The sequence below is a fragment of the Methanomassiliicoccales archaeon genome, assembly GCA_036504055.1.
Lineage (GTDB): Archaea > Thermoplasmatota > Thermoplasmata > Methanomassiliicoccales > UBA472 > DASXVU01.
The window spans coordinates 22020-41701 of sequence record DASXVU010000016.1 but is presented as its reverse complement, the minus strand read 5'-3'; the positions used below and the strand labels follow the sequence as shown (position 1 = coordinate 41701).

18 protein-coding genes are annotated in these 19682 nt (G+C 55.5%); 9 read left to right on the top strand and 9 right to left on the bottom strand.

Going from position 1 to position 19682, the window contains the following annotated elements; all coding sequences use genetic code 11:
- From lysA to VGK23_04115, 3 genes are read left to right on the top strand one after another with little or no spacing between them, the layout of a single operon-like run.
- Positions 1-1260 carry a diaminopimelate decarboxylase gene (gene lysA, locus VGK23_04125; protein HEY3419719.1) on the top strand — a complete coding sequence of 420 codons (1260 nt, stop codon included), beginning with the start codon at positions 1-3 and terminating at the stop codon, positions 1258-1260.
- The gene (dapF, locus tag VGK23_04120; protein HEY3419718.1) at positions 1257-2084 is read left to right on the top strand and encodes a diaminopimelate epimerase; all 828 of its coding nucleotides are present in this window, start codon (positions 1257-1259) and stop codon (positions 2082-2084) included. The genes lysA and dapF overlap by 4 nt, the downstream gene beginning before the upstream one ends.
- Before the next feature lie 9 nt (positions 2085-2093).
- Entirely contained in the window at positions 2094-3251 is a 1158-nt protein-coding gene (locus VGK23_04115) for an aminotransferase class I/II-fold pyridoxal phosphate-dependent enzyme (protein HEY3419717.1), read from the top strand.
- Between the two features lie 143 nt (positions 3252-3394).
- Here VGK23_04115 and VGK23_04110 read toward each other — a convergent pair whose 3' ends face one another.
- A complete protein-coding gene (locus VGK23_04110) occupies positions 3395-4639 on the bottom strand; it encodes a phosphoglycerate kinase (GenBank protein HEY3419716.1) in 1245 nt (414 codons plus the stop codon).
- Between the two features lie 366 nt (positions 4640-5005).
- On the opposite strand from VGK23_04110, the gene VGK23_04105 reads away from it, so the two are divergent.
- Positions 5006-6046 carry a PAS domain-containing sensor histidine kinase gene (locus VGK23_04105; GenBank protein ID HEY3419715.1) on the top strand — a complete coding sequence of 347 codons (1041 nt, stop codon included), beginning with the start codon at positions 5006-5008 and terminating at the stop codon, positions 6044-6046.
- A gap of 11 nt (positions 6047-6057) precedes the next feature.
- Here VGK23_04105 and VGK23_04100 read toward each other — a convergent pair whose 3' ends face one another.
- The 6 genes from VGK23_04100 to VGK23_04075 all read right to left on the bottom strand — a co-directional run bounded on the left by VGK23_04100 (position 6058) and on the right by VGK23_04075 (position 11584).
- The gene (locus VGK23_04100; GenBank protein ID HEY3419714.1) at positions 6058-7074 is read right to left on the bottom strand and encodes a type II glyceraldehyde-3-phosphate dehydrogenase; all 1017 of its coding nucleotides are present in this window, start codon (positions 7072-7074) and stop codon (positions 6058-6060) included.
- Positions 7075-7130: 56 nt separating this feature from the next.
- Positions 7131-7355 (bottom strand): hypothetical protein, encoded by a 225-nt coding sequence (locus tag VGK23_04095; protein ID HEY3419713.1) that lies wholly within the window; start codon positions 7353-7355, stop codon positions 7131-7133.
- Positions 7356-7656: 301 nt separating this feature from the next.
- Positions 7657-7920: a DUF5654 family protein gene (locus tag VGK23_04090; protein ID HEY3419712.1), complete on the bottom strand. Its 264-nt coding sequence runs from the start codon at positions 7918-7920 to the stop codon at positions 7657-7659.
- A gap of 167 nt (positions 7921-8087) precedes the next feature.
- On the bottom strand, positions 8088-9566 hold the full coding sequence (locus VGK23_04085; protein HEY3419711.1) for an acyl-CoA reductase: 1479 nt from the start codon (positions 9564-9566) through the stop codon (positions 8088-8090).
- A 166-nt stretch (positions 9567-9732) separates the two neighbouring features.
- Positions 9733-11007, bottom strand: coding sequence for a hypothetical protein (locus VGK23_04080; GenBank protein ID HEY3419710.1), 1275 nt, complete (start codon positions 11005-11007; stop codon positions 9733-9735).
- Positions 10991-11584 carry a GrpB family protein gene (locus VGK23_04075; GenBank protein HEY3419709.1) on the bottom strand — a complete coding sequence of 198 codons (594 nt, stop codon included), beginning with the start codon at positions 11582-11584 and terminating at the stop codon, positions 10991-10993. The genes VGK23_04080 and VGK23_04075 overlap by 17 nt, the downstream gene beginning before the upstream one ends.
- Positions 11585-11853: 269 nt before the next feature.
- Here VGK23_04075 and ilvB (VGK23_04070) point away from each other — a divergent pair, with 269 nt between their 5' ends.
- From ilvB (VGK23_04070) to VGK23_04050, 5 genes are all read left to right on the top strand, one after another.
- A complete protein-coding gene (gene ilvB, locus VGK23_04070; GenBank protein ID HEY3419708.1) occupies positions 11854-13584 on the top strand; it encodes a biosynthetic-type acetolactate synthase large subunit in 1731 nt (576 codons plus the stop codon).
- A gap of 226 nt (positions 13585-13810) precedes the next feature.
- Positions 13811-15538 (top strand): biosynthetic-type acetolactate synthase large subunit, encoded by a 1728-nt coding sequence (gene ilvB, locus VGK23_04065; protein HEY3419707.1) that lies wholly within the window; start codon positions 13811-13813, stop codon positions 15536-15538.
- Positions 15539-15612: 74 nt separating this feature from the next.
- Positions 15613-16755 carry a ketol-acid reductoisomerase gene (gene ilvC, locus VGK23_04060; GenBank protein HEY3419706.1) on the top strand — a complete coding sequence of 381 codons (1143 nt, stop codon included), beginning with the start codon at positions 15613-15615 and terminating at the stop codon, positions 16753-16755.
- A gap of 130 nt (positions 16756-16885) precedes the next feature.
- Positions 16886-17041, top strand: coding sequence for a hypothetical protein (locus tag VGK23_04055; GenBank protein HEY3419705.1), 156 nt, complete (start codon positions 16886-16888; stop codon positions 17039-17041).
- Between the two features lie 9 nt (positions 17042-17050).
- Positions 17051-17419, top strand: coding sequence for a cyclophilin-like fold protein (locus VGK23_04050; protein ID HEY3419704.1), 369 nt, complete (start codon positions 17051-17053; stop codon positions 17417-17419).
- A 142-nt stretch (positions 17420-17561) separates the two neighbouring features.
- Here the strand turns inward: VGK23_04050 and VGK23_04045 are convergent, their stop codons facing one another.
- Positions 17562-18290, bottom strand: a complete 729-nt coding sequence (locus VGK23_04045; GenBank protein HEY3419703.1) for an ABC transporter ATP-binding protein — start codon at positions 18288-18290, stop codon at positions 17562-17564.
- Positions 18283-19680, bottom strand: coding sequence for an FtsX-like permease family protein (locus VGK23_04040; GenBank protein ID HEY3419702.1), 1398 nt, complete (start codon positions 19678-19680; stop codon positions 18283-18285). Before VGK23_04040 ends, VGK23_04045 begins: the two co-directional genes overlap by 8 nt.
- Positions 19681-19682: the final 2 nt, after the last annotated feature.

Here is a 19682-nt window from a genome sequence, read left to right as displayed (position 1 = left end):
ATGAGAGATTTCAAGAGTGACAAGGGTCAGATGATCATTGGCGGAGTGAAGGCGACCGATATCGCCGCAAAATACGGTACTCCGGTCTATGTTACCGACGAGGATGCTCTTAGAGGCAATTTCCAGCGCATCGACAAGGCATTCCAGAAGAACATGCCCACGCGGATCCACTATGCATGCAAGGCGAACACCAACCTATCCCTGCTGCGCATCCTGCAGCAGGAAGGGTCTTGCATCGACGCCGTGTCCGTGTATGAGGCCAGATTGTGCCTGCAGGCCGGGTTCGCCCCGGACCGGATCCTCTACACCGGGGTAATGGTCTCGGACAAGGAGATGCAGCAAGTGGTCGACCTGGGCATCCCCATCAATGTGGACTCGATAAACCAGCTGAGACGGCTGGCGGTAATGGACAATAAACATCCCATATCGTTCCGGGTCAATCCCGGGGTGGGAGCAGGGCATCACCAGCATGTGGTGACCGGGGCCAAGACCACGAAGTTCGGCGTTCCTAAGGAACAGATCCTCGACACATATCAGGAAGCGCTTTCCCTGGGATTCGAGCCGTTCGGCATCCACGCCCACATCGGGGCGGGCGTGCAGGAGACCGGGCCCTTCCTCCAGGTCACCCAGGTACTGGTCGACATCGCCAACAGCATCCGGGAGAATCTGGGGCTGACCCTGGAGACGATCGATATCGGAGGGGGGATCGGCATTCCCTACCATCTGGAGGACAACCACATGGACGTTGACGCTCTGTCCTCCGAAGTGACCGGCTACATCAGGAAGAACTGCTATGTGAGGAAACTGGCCATCGAACCGGGGCGCTACCTGGTGGCCGACACCACGGTCCTGCTGACCACGGTGGGGGACATCAAGGAGCATCCGGAGAAGACCTTTGCCGGAGTGGACGCCGGGTTCAACACGCTGATACGGCCCGCCTTCTACGGCTCCTTCCACCATGTGGCAGTGGCCAACAAGTTCGGGGCCAGGGCGACGTTCAACTACGACATCGTCGGACCGATCTGCGAAACCGGGGACTTCATCGCCCGGGACAGGATGCTGCCCCAGATCGAGCTCGGGGACCTCATCGCGGTATACGACGCGGGGGCGTACGGATTCACGATGGCCTCGAACTATAACTCTAGACCGCTTCCGGCGGAGGTACTGGTCAAGGATGGCCAGATGAACCGGATCCGGGAGGCTCAAACGCTGGACGACCTTACCGCCCACCAGAAAGTACCGGGAAGGCTGATGGTGTGAAGTTCTGGAAGTATCACGGGATCGGCAACGATTTCGTTATCTTGGACAATTTCGACGGCAGCGCCAACAAGGACCCGGCATGGGTGAGGTCGGTGTGCGACCGCCGCTTCGGTATAGGGGCGGACGGCATACTATACGTGGAACGCTCAGCCCGGGCCGATGCCACAATGAGCATCCTGAACTCAGACGGTTCCGTGGCGGAGATGTGCGGAAATGGCATCCGATGTATGGCAAAGCACCTTTACGACTTCGGCATGGTCAAGAAGAAGCACATGACCATTGATACACTGGCCGGGATCAAGACCATCGAATGTACGGTGACCGGGGACCATGTCACCGATGTCAAGGTGGGCATGGGAGCCGCCGAGCTGGAGTGCTCCAAGGTCCCGATGAGGTGTCCTGGCAAGTTCATCGATTCTGTGCTGGAGATCGGCGGCAGGAAGATCCGGGGGACCGCGGTCTCCATGGGAAACCCCCATTTCATCACGTTCCAGGAGTTCACTGACGAAGAGCAGGAGAGGCTCGCCCCCCTAATCCAGTCAGATGACTCGTTCCCCAAGAGAACGAACGTAGAATTCGTTAAATCATCGAATGGAATATTGACGGTCAAAGTGCTCGAAAGAGGCGCTGGCTGGACCATGGCCTGCGGGACCGGCGCGTGCGCGACGGCGGTCGCCGCCGCCCTCCAGGGACTAGTCCCGTACGAGAGTGAGATCGAGGTCAGATTGCCCGGAGGCAGCCTGTGGATCGCGGTATCAAAGGATCTTGGTTCCGTGACCATGAGAGGCCCGGCGGCCAGAGTGTTCCAGGGCGAAACGGAGTAGGTGTGGGAAATGGCGTTCGAACAAGCTACCAGATTGAAGAAGTTACCACCATATCTTTTCGCGGAGATCGAGGAAAAGGTAAGGGTCAAGAAGAACGAGGGACTGGACATCATCGATTTCGGCATCGGGGACCCCGACCTGCCGACCCCGGCCCCGATCATCGAGGAGATCAAGAAGCAGCTGGACGACCCGGAGAACCATCGCTATCCGTCCAGCAGCGGCGAGGCTGACGCGCGCCAGGCGGTGGCGGATTGGTACGAGAGGCGCTTCGGGGTCAATGTGGACCCGCAGGGACAGGTGGCCATACTCATCGGTTCCAAGGAGGGACTGGCGAACATATGCCGGGCCTTTGTCAATCCAGGCGAGAAGGTGCTATGCCCAGATGTGGCATATCCAGTCTATTCGGCGGGAGCGGCGACCCTATGTGACGCGGTTCCGGTGAGGTTCCCGCTCCGGGCGGAGAACAAATTCCTCCCCAACCTGGACCATCTGCCGTCCGATGCAAGGATGCTGTACCTGAACTATCCGAATAACCCGACCGGAGCTACCTGCGGGAGGGATTTCCTCCGGAAGGCGGCCATGTGGGCATTGGAGACGGACACCATCTTCTGCTACGATAACGCATATTCGGAAATGACCTTCGATGGCTATGAGGCCCCCAGTGTACTGGAATGCTGCAAGAGCAACGAGGCCATCGAGTTCGGTTCGCTGTCCAAGACGTTCAACATGACCGGTTACCGTATCGGCTATGCGGTCGGCGACGCGAACCTGATCGCCGGACTGAAGAAGACCAAGTCCCAGATCGACTCCGGAGCGCCCAAGTTCATCCAAAAGGCCATGGTCATGGCCCTGAACATGTATGCGACCAAGGAGAAACCGGAGTGCGTCAAGAAGAACATAGAGATCTACCAGCACCGCCGGGACGTACTGGTCGGCGGCCTGCGGAAGCTCGGTTTCAAGGTCGATCCGCCCCTGGGGACATTCTACCTCTGGCTTAAGATAGATGGCAGCTCCATGAAGTTCGCCGAGAAAATGCTCAGCGTCGGGGTGGTCGTCACTCCGGGGGTCGGCTTCGGGGAAGGTGGCGAAGGATACATTCGCATGGCAACGACCCAGCCGGCGGAGCGTATCGAAGAGGCGTTGGAAAGGATGCGGAAGGTCCTCTGAGATCGCATGGGGATTCCCCCCACCAAAACCAGCTGGTCCATCACGATGTGGACCAGCCTGCAATTTTTCTTGAAATATTGATGTTTGGAACGAGATGGCTCGAGCCGAAATGACCCGGAACACAGATCAGGGGTTTGACCGCCTTACTTGGCCTTGCATTTTGCCAGTTCGCGCTCGTACGCAACTTTGAGCGCCTCAACCACTGGCATCGGTTTGCCGAGAAGATATGTCTCCAGCGCCCCTCCCCCGGTGCTCACATAGGAGAATCGGTCAAATAGCCCGAACTTCTCCGCGGCGCTCACGGTGTGCCCGCCTCCGATCACGGTGAAGGCATGCCCAGAAACGGCTGCGTTCATCAGTTCCTTGGTCGCGATGGAGAACTCCTCGCGCTCAAAGACACCGGCCGGACCGGACATGAACACGGTGCCAGCGCCTTGGACGACCTTGGAGAACTTAGCCGTCGAATGGGAACCGATATCCATTATCGGGTATTCGGAAGGCAGATCCCCGACCTTTACCTCGAGCCTCTTTCCCTTGGCATCCACAGCGACATCGTGAGGGAGCAGGATCTTGCTCCCTTTCTCGTGCAAGAGTTTCCTCGCCGCGTCCAGGTTCTCGGGGGTGAACTCCTTCATCAGTATCTCCTCGCTTGCCGGCCCGAGGTCGACACCTCTTGCCTTCAGGAGAGCATTGGCCGAGAGGCCCACCAATATAACCCAGTCAGCGATCTTCATGTTAAGGACCCGGTCGATGACCTTGATCGAATCGGTGAACTTCGAACCGCCCAGGACGAACACGCACGGCCTCTTCGGCTGGTCAAAGACCTCACCCAGCGCAGTGAGTTCCTTCTCCAGCAACCTTCCGGCCGCGGAGGGCAGGATGGCCTGGAAGCCGATAAGGGAGCAGTGGGCCCGATGTGCCGCCCCAAAGGCGTCGGAAACATAATAATCGGCCAGCGGCGCCAGGTTCTGCACCAGGTCGGACCTGGAATGTTCTTCCATGGTCATCTTTTCCTGCTCACATTCCATGGACCGAACGTTCTTAAGAACGATGGCACTGCCCGATCGCATCGATCGGATCGCCTTCTTGGCCTCTTCACCATACAGATCGTCCACATAGGGTACTTCGAAACCAAGGTGCTCGCTCAGAGCCCTGGCATGCTGGTCCAATGGGCAATAGTCCCAATCCCCCATACGGCCCTGATGGGCGATGATCACGACTTTAGCACCGTTCTCCAAGAGCTCCCTGATCGTGGGCAACACTTGAACGATACGGTTGTCGTCCTCCAGGGACAGGTCCTGCTTGTTCAACGGACAATTGATGTCCACCCTGAGTATGACAGTCTTGTCCTTGAAATTGAAATCGTCGAGAGTGTTGAATTCTTTCATCGGAAATACCCCGAACAGGAGATGCGGACACACATGTGGCCAACTCCCACGCCGATTCTTGAAGAGCAATCACCTTGTCCTAGATTATTCTTTCGAGGTGCCTCGGATGTTATTGTCACCAATAGATATATCGACCTCGATGCATGAACGAGAAGGAGGCGGAACGATAGAGGCTGATCGATGGTAAGGCTCTCCGATCATGACCGCCTCATCGATGGGCTGATTCTGAGCGCCGATCGGCCCTCCCCGATGAACATGAGATCGTCCAATTGGTATGCCTGGACACTGTGTCATATCAATGACGGAAATTGATTCGAATTGTATTTAAAACGGGAAGCCATCAATTTATTGATAGGGGAACGCAACTTGGGCACCAAGAACGACTTCTGCAGAGATGATAATTATTTCCCGGCACTGGTAGATGATTCTCCGAACATCATCACCATCATCGATCCGAAAATGAACATCCTGTTCGCCAACACCACGGTGAAAAAGATACTCAGTATGGACCCCGGTTCGTTGGTGGGTAAGAAGATCCTGGATTTCATCCATATCGACGACGTTCCAATTCTCGTCGAGGCATCGACAAGGGTACTGGAAGGCGGGACTGCCAAGTCAACGGTCCTCAGGGTCATCCATTCGGATGGGAGCTGGAGATGGATAGAATGTCATGGCATCTTGGTCATCGATTCTCAGGGTCAAAGGCGATTGGTCGTTCATGCCTTGGACATCACCGACCACCAGGAGGCGGAATTCGCCTTAGAGCTGGCGAACAAGAAGCTCAACATCCTGGGCTCGGCCACAAGGCATGACGTATTGAACTCCTTGACCGGCCTGTTCGGATATCTGGAACTTGCCCAGTCCAAGACCCACGATGAGATACTTCTCAGATATATACAGAAGGCCAGGGCAGCGAGCGAGGTGATCAAGAAGCAGATGGAGTTCACCAAGCTCTATCAGGAGATCGGCTCGAAACGGCCAGTCTGGATCAATGTCGAGCACACCATCCGGGGGATGCTGGGTTCGCTCTCAAGGAGCGACGTGAGCATCAGTATCGAGGTGGAAGGCGTCGAGGTCTACGCCGACCCAATGATCGAGCGGGTGTTCTACAATTTGCTGGAAAACTCGTTGAGGCATGGGGAGAAGGTTAGGACGGTCACGGTCAGCGATCAGTCAGTCTCCGGGAACATGAAACTGATCTTCCAGGATGATGGTAAAGGAGTTATCACAGAAGAGAAGGAGGTCATCTTCAAGCGCGGCTACGGTAAGAACACCGGGTACGGACTGTACATGACCGTCGAAGTGCTCGGGATAACCGGACTGACCATTGTTGAGAATGGCATACCAGGCAGAGGCGCTCGTTTCGAAATAACCGTACCGGCCGGCAAGTTCCGCCGGCCAGGTTGAAATAAGATCCCTTACTTGCCAATGCCAATGGCCTTATCGGTCATGTGGATAGAACGCATCGGGTCGTTCTCGACCTTCATCATTGCCCGGATGCAATCCACGTTCTCCGGAACGACATCGCTTTCCTGATGGACCGCCTGATAGTAGTAAAGTGTGTTGTCCACCACCTTTATGCCATCCTTCCAGACAACGATCTCGTTGAAATCACCGCGGGTGCGACCTAGATCCCTGGCCAACTCCATCACCTGACCGGTGGACTTGATACCTTCCCTTCCCGAGACCAACTTGACCCGGGGAGCCGAGTTCCAGACCTCCAGAACCTCGGATTCCTTGACCTTCTTCTTGAGCTCGGCGGCGATGCAGTGGACATGCATCAGTGTGGTAGGAGTGACCACCGCCATGGTCGTGATCTTGATCCAGGGCATTATCGTTTGAACATCTGGCCCATGATGCGTCGGCAGTTTGAGCGATGGCTCGATGGAATTTAGCATGGACCCTTTCTTATCCCCCGGGTCGGCACCCCTGCGTATGAGGGAGGCGGTCACCCGGTCAATGCCGAACGCCCTATCCAGCGGGAACAGGGTTCGGACCAGACCAGTGGTGTTACAGGAAACGACCCGGGCGAACCTGGCCCCCCAGGCCTCGTGGTAGTTAGCCAACGCATTGAAGGAGATGCCAGCCAATCCGTGCTCCTCTCCCCCTTGGAAGATCGCCTTGATCCCTGCCGCCTCATATTTCTTCTTGTAGGCCTCACCGATCCCGCCCGGTGTGGTGTCGACGATGATGTCCACCTTCCCGATGAGGTCATCCAAGGTCCCGTTGACCTTGTAGCCTTCCTTCTCAAAGTTGGCAACATCGTCCGGGCCGGCGGCATATAGCGGATGGCCTTCCCTGACGGCAATGTCAGCCTCAAAGCTAGGCCTGGTCTTGGTGACCCCCACGATCTCCATGTCATTCTGCTTGGAGACTGCCGAGGCTACCCTCTTGCCGATCGTACCGTATCCGTTGACACCGACCTTTACTTTCATTCGGTCCACCTATGTCCCTGCATCCCAGTCATCTTTTATCACCCTTGCGGTGAGACTCACTTAATCGTCTCGAAGGTCTTCAGGCCGACCTTGAGCAAGGGTATGAACAAAGCGATGAACACTAGGTATGCAAAGAAGACCAAGAAGTTGTCCTCCCCCTGGGCCAGGGTGGCCCCGCCCGCGATCACGCCTATGAAACCAAGGACCATGATGTTGTTGCCGACATAGCGCTGGGCCGTCTCCAGATCCGCGATCTTATCCTTCTTGAACTTGATCAGCATTTCCGAGCCCCTGCGGGTGGCGGCTCCGACAAAAATAAGGATTCCTCCAATGATTAGGCTCACTATTGAAAGGTAAATCACAATCACACCACCTCTGCTCAAGCAGAAGAGGGATTTTTGGTTTGCGGTGAACGGGGCGGCAGAACAGTGCTAAGCATATGGTAGATAGTTGGATTTCTGAACTGCAGGATGAAGAGAATGGCTATGATGGAGAAGGGATTGATCCTGAAGAAAACCAAGCAGGCAATTGGTATCATCGAAAATGCCATGAAAATAAGGAAAGGATTTCAGTATACCGTTTTCACTTTTTCTCAGGCGCGACCTTTGACTTGAGCTTTGCTATTGCCCTGCCAATCAATACTACAGCCAAAACTGCCAGTATCGTGACGATCACTGCGTAGACAAATTCACCCATCAACTTGTCACCAGGTTTGGCAAATGCCTGCGCCACTGCATCCGCTATGGCCGTGTTCCAAGCCAATGCCGCTATTAGTCCGAACGCGGCGGTCATCAAAGCTGCGATCGTATCCATCACCTGAATTCTAAATGCCACATTCTCTGCCATTATATTCCCCCTGTGCACAATATATCGGTTCTCGAGTGAATATATACTTTTCGAAATATGGATGAGATATTGGCTACTCCGAAACCACATTATGCCGATTAGTATTCACCAGGACCTGTTTGGGAGAGATAGAAAGATGAGACTGAATTTCACTCAATAATTCGGGCTTAGGCTTGGAAGACATCATTGATCTGACCGCTAGGAAAGATGTCTTTTTTCCTTACGTAGGACGTATACGTGAAGAGTGTAGGCAAGGCGGTGCCATCGTATGGCTCTATTGAGGATCGCATTGCCATTCCCCGCAATGGAACAGTTCGGAACACACCTTTCAGCGCCAATTCACGCAGGGCTTGTTCCATCTTGCTTTCGGCGAGAGCGATGCCCACCGTCTGAACCCTGTCAATCCCTTCGAACGCCTTTGATTTCGGAAGCACATCCAAGAGCTCTATCCCTGTTTCAAGCGAGTCGACGGCGATGATCTCGATGAACCTCTTTCTTCCATGGAAATTCATGGTCGGGAATCTCAGGACCATTTCGTCCAGAATGCTTCTTTGATCAGAGATAACTATGGTCCAAGGATTGGCCAGTGAAGATGAATGAAGTATCCTGGAACCCGTTATGTGCAGGTACCTACGGGCACCGTGAAGGGAATAATCATCAACTACGTCCTCTTTCATCGGCATTGTCGAGCCGATCCCTTCCATGTTTGCCGCCACTCCTTTGGCGAACTCGAACGCCCGGTCGACCTCGCCGGTGAAAACGACTATGGTCGGTGACGAACACAATTGCTGGTCATACAGAGCGATGTTCAATGCCAGGCTTTCGGCGTTATGGTTGGACGCGGATTCGGTGTCGATGAGTATGGCGCCGGTCATCGGTCCGTTCACAAAGAAACGCGGATGATTCGGATTCTCCGTGACCAGTCTCTTTATTGAAGCCCTGGCAGTTCCCCCTCCCCAGAAGTTGATCACACCAAATTTTGCCTGGCCCAGGGCATATTTCAGCACCGGGCTGTCGTGAGGATAGTAGCTGATGGCCAAGGCCTCCCTCATGGCGTCTCTGGCAATACCAGCGGGTAATCGATCCAGAGTACGGAATATTTCTACAACTCCCGCGCAGTTAGAGAAGGACGGTTTTAGAAAGGTGGCGTTCCCCGACAGAAGGGATATCATTGTAGGGACAACGGTCGGGATGATCGAGTTGCCGGAGCTCACGATCATAGAAGGTCCGGCCGGCAGATGCCATATGGACTCGTTGCAGTTGATCTCGGTGAACCCGTCGAGGCTAGAGGGTGCCCCGACCAGCGAGGCGCTGAAACACCTCGCCATGTTCTCCGAAGAAAGGAACGAGGGAATGAAGGCTAGCTCGCCCTCGATCAGCCTTTCTGAGTAGCCAGTGGAATCGGAAAGGTCGACCATCAGTTCCTGGAGGTCTCCCTGGTCGATGCGCTCTGTCAGCTTATCCCCCAAACGGCCCGCCAACTGAATGCGGTCCAGGACCGGTATGGACAGTAGCCTTTCCTGGATCGAACGGGAACGTGCCAAGAATTGGTCCAAGCCGCCCCTATTGATCACTTTGACCGAGACCCCGCCGCCGTTTTCCGTGCTGGTGTCAAGCTCTTGTCCTGAATACGGTTCTATCGCCATCTAGATACCCCGATGGGACGTTCCAGGATTACAAGCGATTGACCAAACCGCTCACTCGGTCTCTGCCCTTATGATGCACTTGTCAGGAACCGTTCCGGCGTATGATTTATGTATCAACGGATAAAAATATCGGAGGAAAGAGAACAGGGACCGATGGGCCCATTCCTCAGACCATCACATTGCGCTCGATGTGCTCCTCCAACTCTCCTCCACAAGCCCTCGTGGAACCGACAGCCTTAGAGGCCCCCATCCTGCGGACGAACACGTACTCCCTCCCATAATATCGGTCCGACCGGTGGGCGGTAACGATATCGCCAGGATATACACACTCCATCCATGACGTGACGAATGGGTTGAAGATGCCCAGCAGACCTTCTTTCCCATCCTCCTCTATCACCTCAAAGGTGCGGGGATCCATCAGGAATACCTGAGAAAGCGGATGCGGCACCTTGTCCATGACGCCAAAGCGATCCATCATGATCGTAGCGGTCTCTGTCATCCCCAGCCCATCCACAAATGGGGTCTCGCGGACGTTGCCCTGCGCGTCCTTGGACACGAAAAAACCCTTGGACGCCCTGATGATCTCATTGAGTTCAGGCAGATCGGTGAAATCCTTCATTCCCCCACCAGTCGTGACGAACCCTCCCTTCCCTAGATCAATGGGCGGTGCACCGATCTTGATCTTGCTGAGGAATCTTACGGCACTCTTTTGGGAACTGAATCTTTGGCTTAGGAGATGGAGCCCTATCGGGGCCGTAAAGAACATCTTGGGGGATTGGTCGCTCTTGAAGAATCGGGCCATCTTGTTCCGGTTTGGGACCATTTTGTTCCACACAGTTCCGGTACCCTCTCCATCCATATCCATTCCCCAGACGATCTCCATTCCCTTTCTTTCCAGTGCAGACTCCACGATCACGACAAATGTCAGTTTTCCGCTGAGCTGTTCCGGTCCCATGAACATGCCGATGCCCTGACCATGCTTGAACTGGTTGTCGGTCACATATCCGAGTACAGCCGTGTTTCCGAGGACCATCATTGCCAGGTCCAGCGGACTGCGGTATACCTTGACCGGCTCCCTCTTGGACGTCCCGCTGGAGCTGAGGAAGCGACCTCCCGGCTCATGATCCTCGATGAGCAGATCACGATGTCCATCCCCTCTCAGGACATCAGAAGGAACCGCCAATCTTGCCAGGTCTTGGATGCCCGCCTTTTGCGGAACGATACCGATATCGTCCATCATCCTTCTGTACAGGGAGCTCCTTCGTCGGAAGAAGTCCAGCGATGAACGAACGCATTCTAACCTCATTTTCTCCAGTTTCTCTGGGGCCATGGAGAACAATGAAGTGTCGTTCATCAGTTCCCACATCCTGGAGACGTGTGGGTCGTTGAGCATCGTGCTCGTTGATGCAGCGGCAAAGATGGACTCAACGTCGTAGGACATCTGATTCACACAGTGGGTGAGAAACGTTCTCCTGAGCATATTGCCCACTGACTTTAATAAATGCTATCTCTGTTGCCGTCCTCAACACCGAATCGATAAACTCAGTTTTCGAATTTGTGTATGCAGTACGGTCGAATCGGTATTTCTCCGCGCTAGCCCTCTTAAGCTCACCGTATTGAACGCATATGGAAGGGTGCGTGAGCAGATAGTCACGGAATATCAGATGTCTCGAATAGGTCCAAGAATGAATGTTCACAACGTGAAGATGATGGGTTCTGGTCGCTCCCTTCCTGAAGAAGAGCCTGTCCGGTTCGCCCGCATCCGGTTGGAAAATATAGCCTATCTTTTCCAGGCTGGATACTATCCTGCAATCCTTCATATCATCCACTCCCGCCATGATGTCTATGATCGGTTTGGCGCAGATCCCCGGGATGGCCGTGCTTCCGATGTGCACGACGGTTGGATGTATATCGGCCAGAGCTTCTTTTATCAGTGATGCCTCTAAAGCAAAGGAGACCGACCACAATGGATCGTGGTCAACCATCATGATCGCGTCCGAACAACCTGTCTGAGACAACGATCGCAATAATCCCAGGGAGGTATTAATCCGTTACTTAACTTAGATAACAGACTCGTCCGACTGGAAAGGGCAGATATCCATCGGAGATCCGTGGCGAATATCAAGAAATCTTAATATATCTACCAAGACCTGTCACTTTCTGTGTCGAGCACCACATGCCAAAACGCCGTCCTGCTTTTGCGTGTAGATGCAGTGTTGCTCGTATTGTGAATGAGGCCCCTTTCTCAAGGGTGTCTTCAATGAATTTGTAACAAGAGGGTTAGTCCATGAAAGGCTCCAAAGCGGTGTTGACGTTGCTGGAAAAGCAAGGGGTGGACGTGATGTTCGGATATCCGGGCGCTCAGACCATCCCTATCTACGATGACCTGATCGACTCTAGCATGCACCACGTCCTGGTACGCCACGAGCAAGGAGCCGCCCATATGGCGGATGGTTATGCCAGGGCAACCGGTAAACCGGGCGTCTGCATGGCCACATCGGGACCGGGAGCGACCAATCTGGTCACAGGAGTGGCTACCGCCTATGCGGATTCGTCGCCCATGATCGTGATCACCGGTCAGGTTCCCACCGGCATGATCGGCAATAACGCGTTCCAGGAGGCGGACGTCTTCTCGCTGATGATGCCGATCAGCAAACACAACTTCCGGGTCTTGGACGCGGGTCAGATCCCCGAGGCGATCAAACGCGGTTTCAGCATCGCGATGAACGGAAGGATGGGGCCGGTCCACATCGATATCCCATCGGATGTCATGAGAGAGAACGTCACCGAATCGGCGCTGGACGAATCCTTCTCCGTTCCCGAGCCGTTTGAGGACCTGTTCGGAGTCCTGGAAGCCGTCAAACTGCTCAGATCGGCAGAGCGGCCGATGCTGCTGGTCGGCGGCGGGGCCATGTGGGCCAATGCCAGCCAGGAGGTCATGAAACTGGCGGAGATGCTCATGGCGCCGGTCGCCACCACGATGATGGGCAAGGGCATCATCCCGGAGATGCATCCATTATGCATGGGCATGATCGGCATGCATGGACGGGAGACTGCTAGGAGGGCTTTCCTCGAATGTGATGTCATGTTTGCCATCGGTGCAAGATTCTCCGATCGCTCCTCTGGGCTCTCCTCAGATCTCCCAGAAACGGTCAAGATCATCCACTTGGACATAGACCCCATGGAAGCGGGTAAGAACCACCGTACCAAGGTCAGACTGGTCGGCGATGCCAAGAAAGGGCTGCAGCAGATCATCAAGGGATTGGGCCGGGCCAAGGGAGAGAGCGCCTGGTCGCTTCGGATGGAGCATCTGCGGGAACAATGCGAATGCGACCTGAACATGGGCGAGACGCCGATCAGACCGCAGAAGGTCATGTATGAACTGGCAAGAGCCCTGGACGAAAAGGCGTATGTCGCCACCGAGGTCGGACAGAACCAGATGTGGGCGGCCCATTTCCTTAAGATCAAGCATCCCCACCACTTCATCAGTTCCGGCGGCTTTGGGACCATGGGTTTCGGACTGCCAGCTTCTCTAGGAATCAAGTATGCCTTCCGGGAGAACCAGGTGGTCAACATCGCCGGCGACGGGAGCCTGCAGATGAACTTCCATGAACTGGCGACCGCCATGAACGAGGACCTCCCGGTCATGATCTGCCTGATGAACAACGGATGGCTAGGCATGGTCAAGCAGTGGCAGAAGCTGCTTAACGACAGGCGATATTCCGGAACGGACATGGGCCTGAACCCGGACTTTGTGGCACTGGCCAAGGCGTACGGTGCGGACGGCATACGGGTGGAGCGGCCTTCCGAACTCGAGGAGGCGTTCCGCCGGGGGCTGGACTCTGAAGTGCCGATCATCATCGACATACTAACGGACCCGGAAGAGGATGTCCTGCCGATGCAGCCAGGCGGGATGGGATGCCGTGATGTCATCAAGGGCAGCAGATGCAACTGGTCCAAGGAATGCGGGTATCAGCCGTCGAAACAGATCGAGGCGCCCAAGGTGTTTCCGTCATGAAGAAGAACCACCTGGACAAGGCATTAGTGACGGTTCGGGGAGCCTCGATTTCATTTCAAGAAATGTTATATATGTTTCCTTCTATCATGATAAACTGTGTCAGGCATCACGTGCGAGACTGGCGTCTTGATTTTGCGTGTAAGCGTAGTGATGACTGTCATTTAAACCGAGGCATCCTTTTTCCAAGGATGTCCTCGATGATTGCTGGATTATGGGAGATTAGTTTATGAAAGGCTCCAAAGCGGTCTTGACATTGCTCGAAAGGCAGGGCGTGGACGTGATGTTCGGTTATCCTGGAGGGCAGGCGTTGCCCATCTATGATGACCTGATCGATTCTAGCATACACCACGTCTTGGTACGCCACGAGCAGTGCGCCGCGCACATGGCCGATGGGTACGCCCGAGCCACGCTGAAACCAGGGGTCTGCCTGGCAACGTCAGGACCAGGTGCCACCAACCTGGTCACAGGAGTGGCTACAGCGTACGCTGATTCCGCTCCGATGATAGTGCTCACCGGTCAGGTTCCCACCGGCATGATCGGCAATAACGCGTTCCAGGAGGCGGACGTCTTCTCGCTGATGATGCCCATCACCAAGCATAACTTCCGTCTACTGGACGTGAAACAGATCCCGGAGGCCATCAAGCGCGGCTGGGGCATCGCACTGAACGGCCGCATGGGACCTGTCCATATCGATCTGCCTTCAGACGTCATGAAGGCTCAGATCACCGAGGCGGCGATGGAGGAGGAATTCCCTGTCCCGGCCCCGTTCGAGGACCTCTCAGGCATACTGGAAGCGGTCAAGCTGCTGAAGGATGCGGAGCGGCCGATGCTACTGGTCGGCGGCGGGGCCATGTGGGCCAATGCCAGCCAGGAGGTCATGAAACTGGCGGAGATGCTCATGGCGCCGGTCTCCACCACGATGATGGGCAAGGGCATCATACCGGAGATGCACCCCCTGAGCATGGGCATGATCGGGATGCACGGACGGGAGATAGCACGTAGGGCGTTCCTGGAGTGCGACGTGATGGTCGCCATAGGCACCAGGTTCTCGGACCGTTCGTCCGGTCTGCCGTCTGAACTGCCAGAATCGGTCAAGATCATTCATCTGGACATCGACCCCATGGAGGCGGGCAAGAACAGTCACACCAAGGTCAGACTGGTCGGCGATGCCAAGAAGGGGCTTCAACAGATGATCAAAGGACTGGGACGTGCCAGGGGAGATAACGCCTGGTCAATCCGCATGAAGCAACTACATGAACAGTGTGAGTGCAACAATGACATCAGCGAGATGCCGATAAAGCCGCAGAAGGTCATGTACGAGCTGGGAAAGGCCCTCAATGAGCACGCCTATGTCACCACCGAGGTCGGTCAGAATCAGATGTGGGCGGCTCATCTGCTGAAGATCAAGCATGCGCATCACTTCATCACCAGCGGAGGATTCGGGACCATGGGATTCGGCTTCCCAGCATCCCTCGGGGTCAAGTATGCGCACCGGGAGAACCAGGTGGTCAACATCGCCGGCGACGGGAGCATCCAGATGAATTTCCATGAGTTCGCCACCGCGATGAACGAGGACCTGCCGGTCATGATCTGCCTTTTGAACAATGGATGGCTGGGCATGGTCAAGCAGTGGCAGAAGCTGTTCAACGACAAGCGTTATTCCGGAACGGACCTCCATATCAACCCCGACTTCGTTGCGCTGGCCAAGGCCTTTGGGGCGGGCGGGATCAAGGTTGAACGTCCGTCCGAGATCCGAGAGGCTTTCGTTACCGGTCTTAAATCGGACGTCCCGATCCTGATCGATATCCATGTGGACCCGGAGGAGGATGTGCTGCCGATGCAGCCAGGTGGAAAGCCGTCGAAGGACGTCATCATGGGCCGGTGCAGATGGGGGAAGGAATGCCAGCCTCAGACCCCGACGAAGATAGAATCTCCGGGTGTTTTCCCGGCCTGAAAACGGCTCAAACATTGTTTATATCTGACTGGATATCTTGAATAAAAATAGAAAAATGCGATAGGTGAAATAAAATGGCAAAGATCTACCATGACGCTGACGCGGACCTCAAGGTCCTGAAGGGAAAGAAGGTGGCTGTGATCGGATTCGGTAGCCAGGGGAAGGCCCAATCCATGTGCATGCGCGACTCTGGCCTTGACGTTACCGTCGGCCTGAGAAAGGGCGGCAAGTCCTGGGATGACGCCAAGAAGAACGGCATGAAGGTCGCGCCGGTCGCTGACGCGGTCAAGGGCGCGGACGTCATCATGATCCTCATCCCGGACGAGGTCCAAGGACAGGTCTGGAAGGAAGATATACTGCCGAACCTTAAAGAAGGGGCGGCCATCGATTTCGCGCATGGTTTCGCCATCACCTTCGGCGTCATCAAGCCGCCGAAGAACGTGGACGTCATCATGATGGCCCCGAAGTCACCAGGGCCGATGGAAAGGCAGGTCTACCTTGAGGGGTTCGGCGTTCCGGCATTGATCGCCGTGGAGCAGGACTTCACCGGTAACGCCAAGAACATCGCGCTGTGCCTGGCCAAGGGATTGGGCGCAACCAAGGCAGGGGTCATAGAGACCACCTTCAAGGAAGAGGCGACGTCCGACCTGTTCGGGGAGCAGGCGGTCCTGTGCGGCGGAGTAACTGCGCTGATCGAGGCGGGCTTCAATACCCTGGTCAAGAAAGGATACCAGCCGGAGATCGCTTATTTCGAGTGCCTGCACGAGCTTAAGCTCATCGTCGACCTGATCCAGAAGGGCGGCATGATGCACATGTGGACCAGCGTGTCCAACACCGCCGAGTATGGCGGACTGTCCACCCGTGACAAGGTCATCAACGCGGAGTCCAAGAAGGCCATGGAAGGGCTTCTCGACAACATACTCGCTGGCAAGTTCGCCAAGGAATGGATGAAGGACGCCAATGGCGGCATGAAGAAGCTTCAGTCCATGGAGAAGAAAGAGGCCGAGAGCAAGATCGAGGTAGTAGGCAAGGAGATCCGTGCCCTATTCGAGATCAAGGGAGCGCCTAAGGCTAAGAAAGCTCCGGCCAAGAAAAAGGCCGCCCCGAAGAAGGCGCCGGCCAAGAAGGGTGCCGCAAAGGCTGCCGCCCCGGCAAAGAAGGCGGTGGCCAAGAAGGCCACCCCGAAGAAGGCGCCGGCCAAGAAAAAGGCCAAGTGATCGGTCCTAAAACCTAAACTTCTTCATTTTCAATTTTCTGTAATGCTCGAGTGACCGAAATCATAACTAGCTTCCAGTACCTATCAGCTACAATAACGGTGATCTTTTGCCAGGCGAGAATATCTCCATCATGTGCCCTTTCTGTCAACACACTCTGACCTTGGGGTCTCAGGACCTGCCTCTGTGGACGATCTCCATGTCCTCGCTTAAGAGGACATGCCCAAGGTGCAAAAGACCCTTGACCATCGATATCGAATACACGGTGAAGGTCGTCAAGATCAAGTGAGGTGTTCGGTTGACGAAGATAGTGATGCGCACCAGGTACGACGAGTTCGTGATCGAGCTGAACGATTCCACCACCGCCGACGGACTTTATCTGGCCCTGCCCTTGGAAAGAGAGATCAATGTCTGGGGCGGAGAGATCTACTTCGAGATACCGGTCCATGACAAGCTTGAGCGGGGAAAGAAGATCATGGAGGTGGGAGAGGTCGCCTATTGGCCAGAAGGAAATGCCTTTTGCATATTCTTCGGTCGCACACCGGCAAGCGCTGGAGAAGCTCCGGAGGCCTACAGTCCAGTAACGCCGTTGGGAAAGGTGATCTCCAATCTGGAAAAGCTGGAGGAACTGGCCGACAGAACGACCATTACTCTGGACACCCAGTAATTGGGGAAGTGGACCCTGCCGACCGATCGGAACTCGAGGAAAGCATAGACCCAAAAATAACGATCGGCGGGTCGGACCGAGACTGGAAGAGGGTAGGTTGTCGGAGAGACGACTAGAACGGTTCCAGCCTCGTAAAGTGTTCTTATTCTTCATTCTCGTCTTCTAGGAACTCCTGGTCCTTTTCTGTCAGCAGCCTCCCGTTGCGCATCCGGATCACCTTCCCGATGTCGTTCGCCACTTTGTCATCATGTGTAACGATGATGACGGTCATGCCCTGTTCCCGCCTCAGGCGGTTGAACAGCTTCACTATCTCCTTCTTGGATTTCGAGTCCAGGTTCCCTGTCGGCTCGTCCGCAAGAAGGATCGACGGCCCATTGGCCAGCGCTCTGGCTATGGCCACCCGTTGTTGCTCGCCGGCGCTTAGTTTGGTGGGCCGGTGCCCGACCCGTTCCGCCAGACCGACGATGCCGAGCAGTTCCAGCGCCCTCTCCTTCCTTTGGCTCCGGGTCAGGTCGCCCAATTCCATTGGCAGTTCGACATTCTCCTCGGCGGTGAGGTATGGCATCAGATTGAAGCTCTGGAAAACGAATCCGATCTTCTTCTGGCGTACCTCGTGCAATTTGCTCTCGTGGATCTTAGTCAGGTCCACTCCGTCAATGGTTATGCTCCCTGAGGTGGGCCAGTCCAGCAGACCTATCATGGTCAGCAGGGTGGTCTTGCCCGAACCGGATGGTCCCTTTATGGCAATGGATTCCCCGTGCCTGACCTCGAAGCTGGCATTCCTCAGCGCCAACACCTTATGGGATTTCAGATCGTATTCCTTGGAGAGCCCGACCGCCTTTATGGCCAGATCCTGTACTGCATCACTCATTGCGAAGCGCCTCCACCGGTTTGATCCTCGAGGCCTTCCAGGCCGGGTAGAGACTGCCGACAGCCCCCATGGCAAGGACGGCCACGAAGGCGATCAGGACCATGCTGAGCTCGGGGCTGGCGGTCACCGTCGCTGCAACCGTCTGGACGGCCTGTGCACCGTTTGTGCTTGCATTGGACGTTGCCGCCGGCATCAAGAGACTGGACAGTATAGGATATGCCATGATGCCCACTATCGAACCGATGATGCAGCCGAGGAACGTCACGGATAAGCCTTCGAGCATGAACTGGCTTACTATGCTCCTGTTACTGAAACCGAGGGTTTTCATGACCCCGATCTCTCTTACCCTTTCCCGGACCGAGAACACCATGATCAACAATATGATGGCGCTGGTGGCGACCAAGGCAAGAACGGTCTCTTGGTTGGCCGTCGCTTGGGTCAGGGCGAGGGTGGCGTTCTGGCTGGCCAGGGATGTGGTCATCCTGGTCTGTGAGGCGCTCAGCTGCGCCACGCGCTCAGTGGATGTGGTCACTGTAGAGCTGGAAAGCAATGTCTCAATCTCCAGCGCGATCGTCTCGGCCGACGCCGTGGAATTGGCATAGACATAAAGATTGGTGTATGTGCCTGACATTGAATACATAGCCTGGGCCAGGTCCACGTAGACGATGCGGTCTGACATTGTCGACCCGCCAGGGACCGTTGAGGTAGAGCTCGTGGAAGTCGTGCTTGAACTGATGCCGACGATGGTAAATGTGACCCCTTCGATGGTCTTGGTGTCGCCGACACCCAATCCCCAGCTGGTGGCCAGCGACTGGCTGATCACCGCGACGCCGGTCTCATTGGCGTTGATGGCCCTCCCACTAACGATGGACGGGGTAAGCCCGCTGACGGTGACATCCGTAGGTATGCCCCACACACTGTAGACCGCGCTAAAGTTCATCTGGGTACGTGTCGGGCTGCTTCCCGGGGCGAAACTCCCCGGAGAGAAGCTGCTCATATCCGGCATCCCCTCGGTCTTCTCGAGGTAGCTGACAATGCTCACGACTCCGTCCAATGAGCTGATGTTGGATACGTCAGAGGCAGCGATCGTCTTCATGTTCGAGACCGAAGGAACAGTCGGGGCGGTCATGTTACGGTCACCGGGCACTCCTCTTCCAGCTTGACCATATGAGACCTCAACCACGAGTGACATGTTCGTGATCTCGTTGTTCATGGAATCGAGGGATGCTTGTATGCTGTCCCTTGCGCTCACCGCGGCAGCTTGATTGGCATTCAGGCCTGCCGGTATCGATATCATGATCGCCATTGCGATGGCGATCGCGATCAGCGCCACCCCGGTCCTCCATTTTCTTCTCCAAATGCTCTTGAAAGCTCGATTGGCCAAGCCCATGG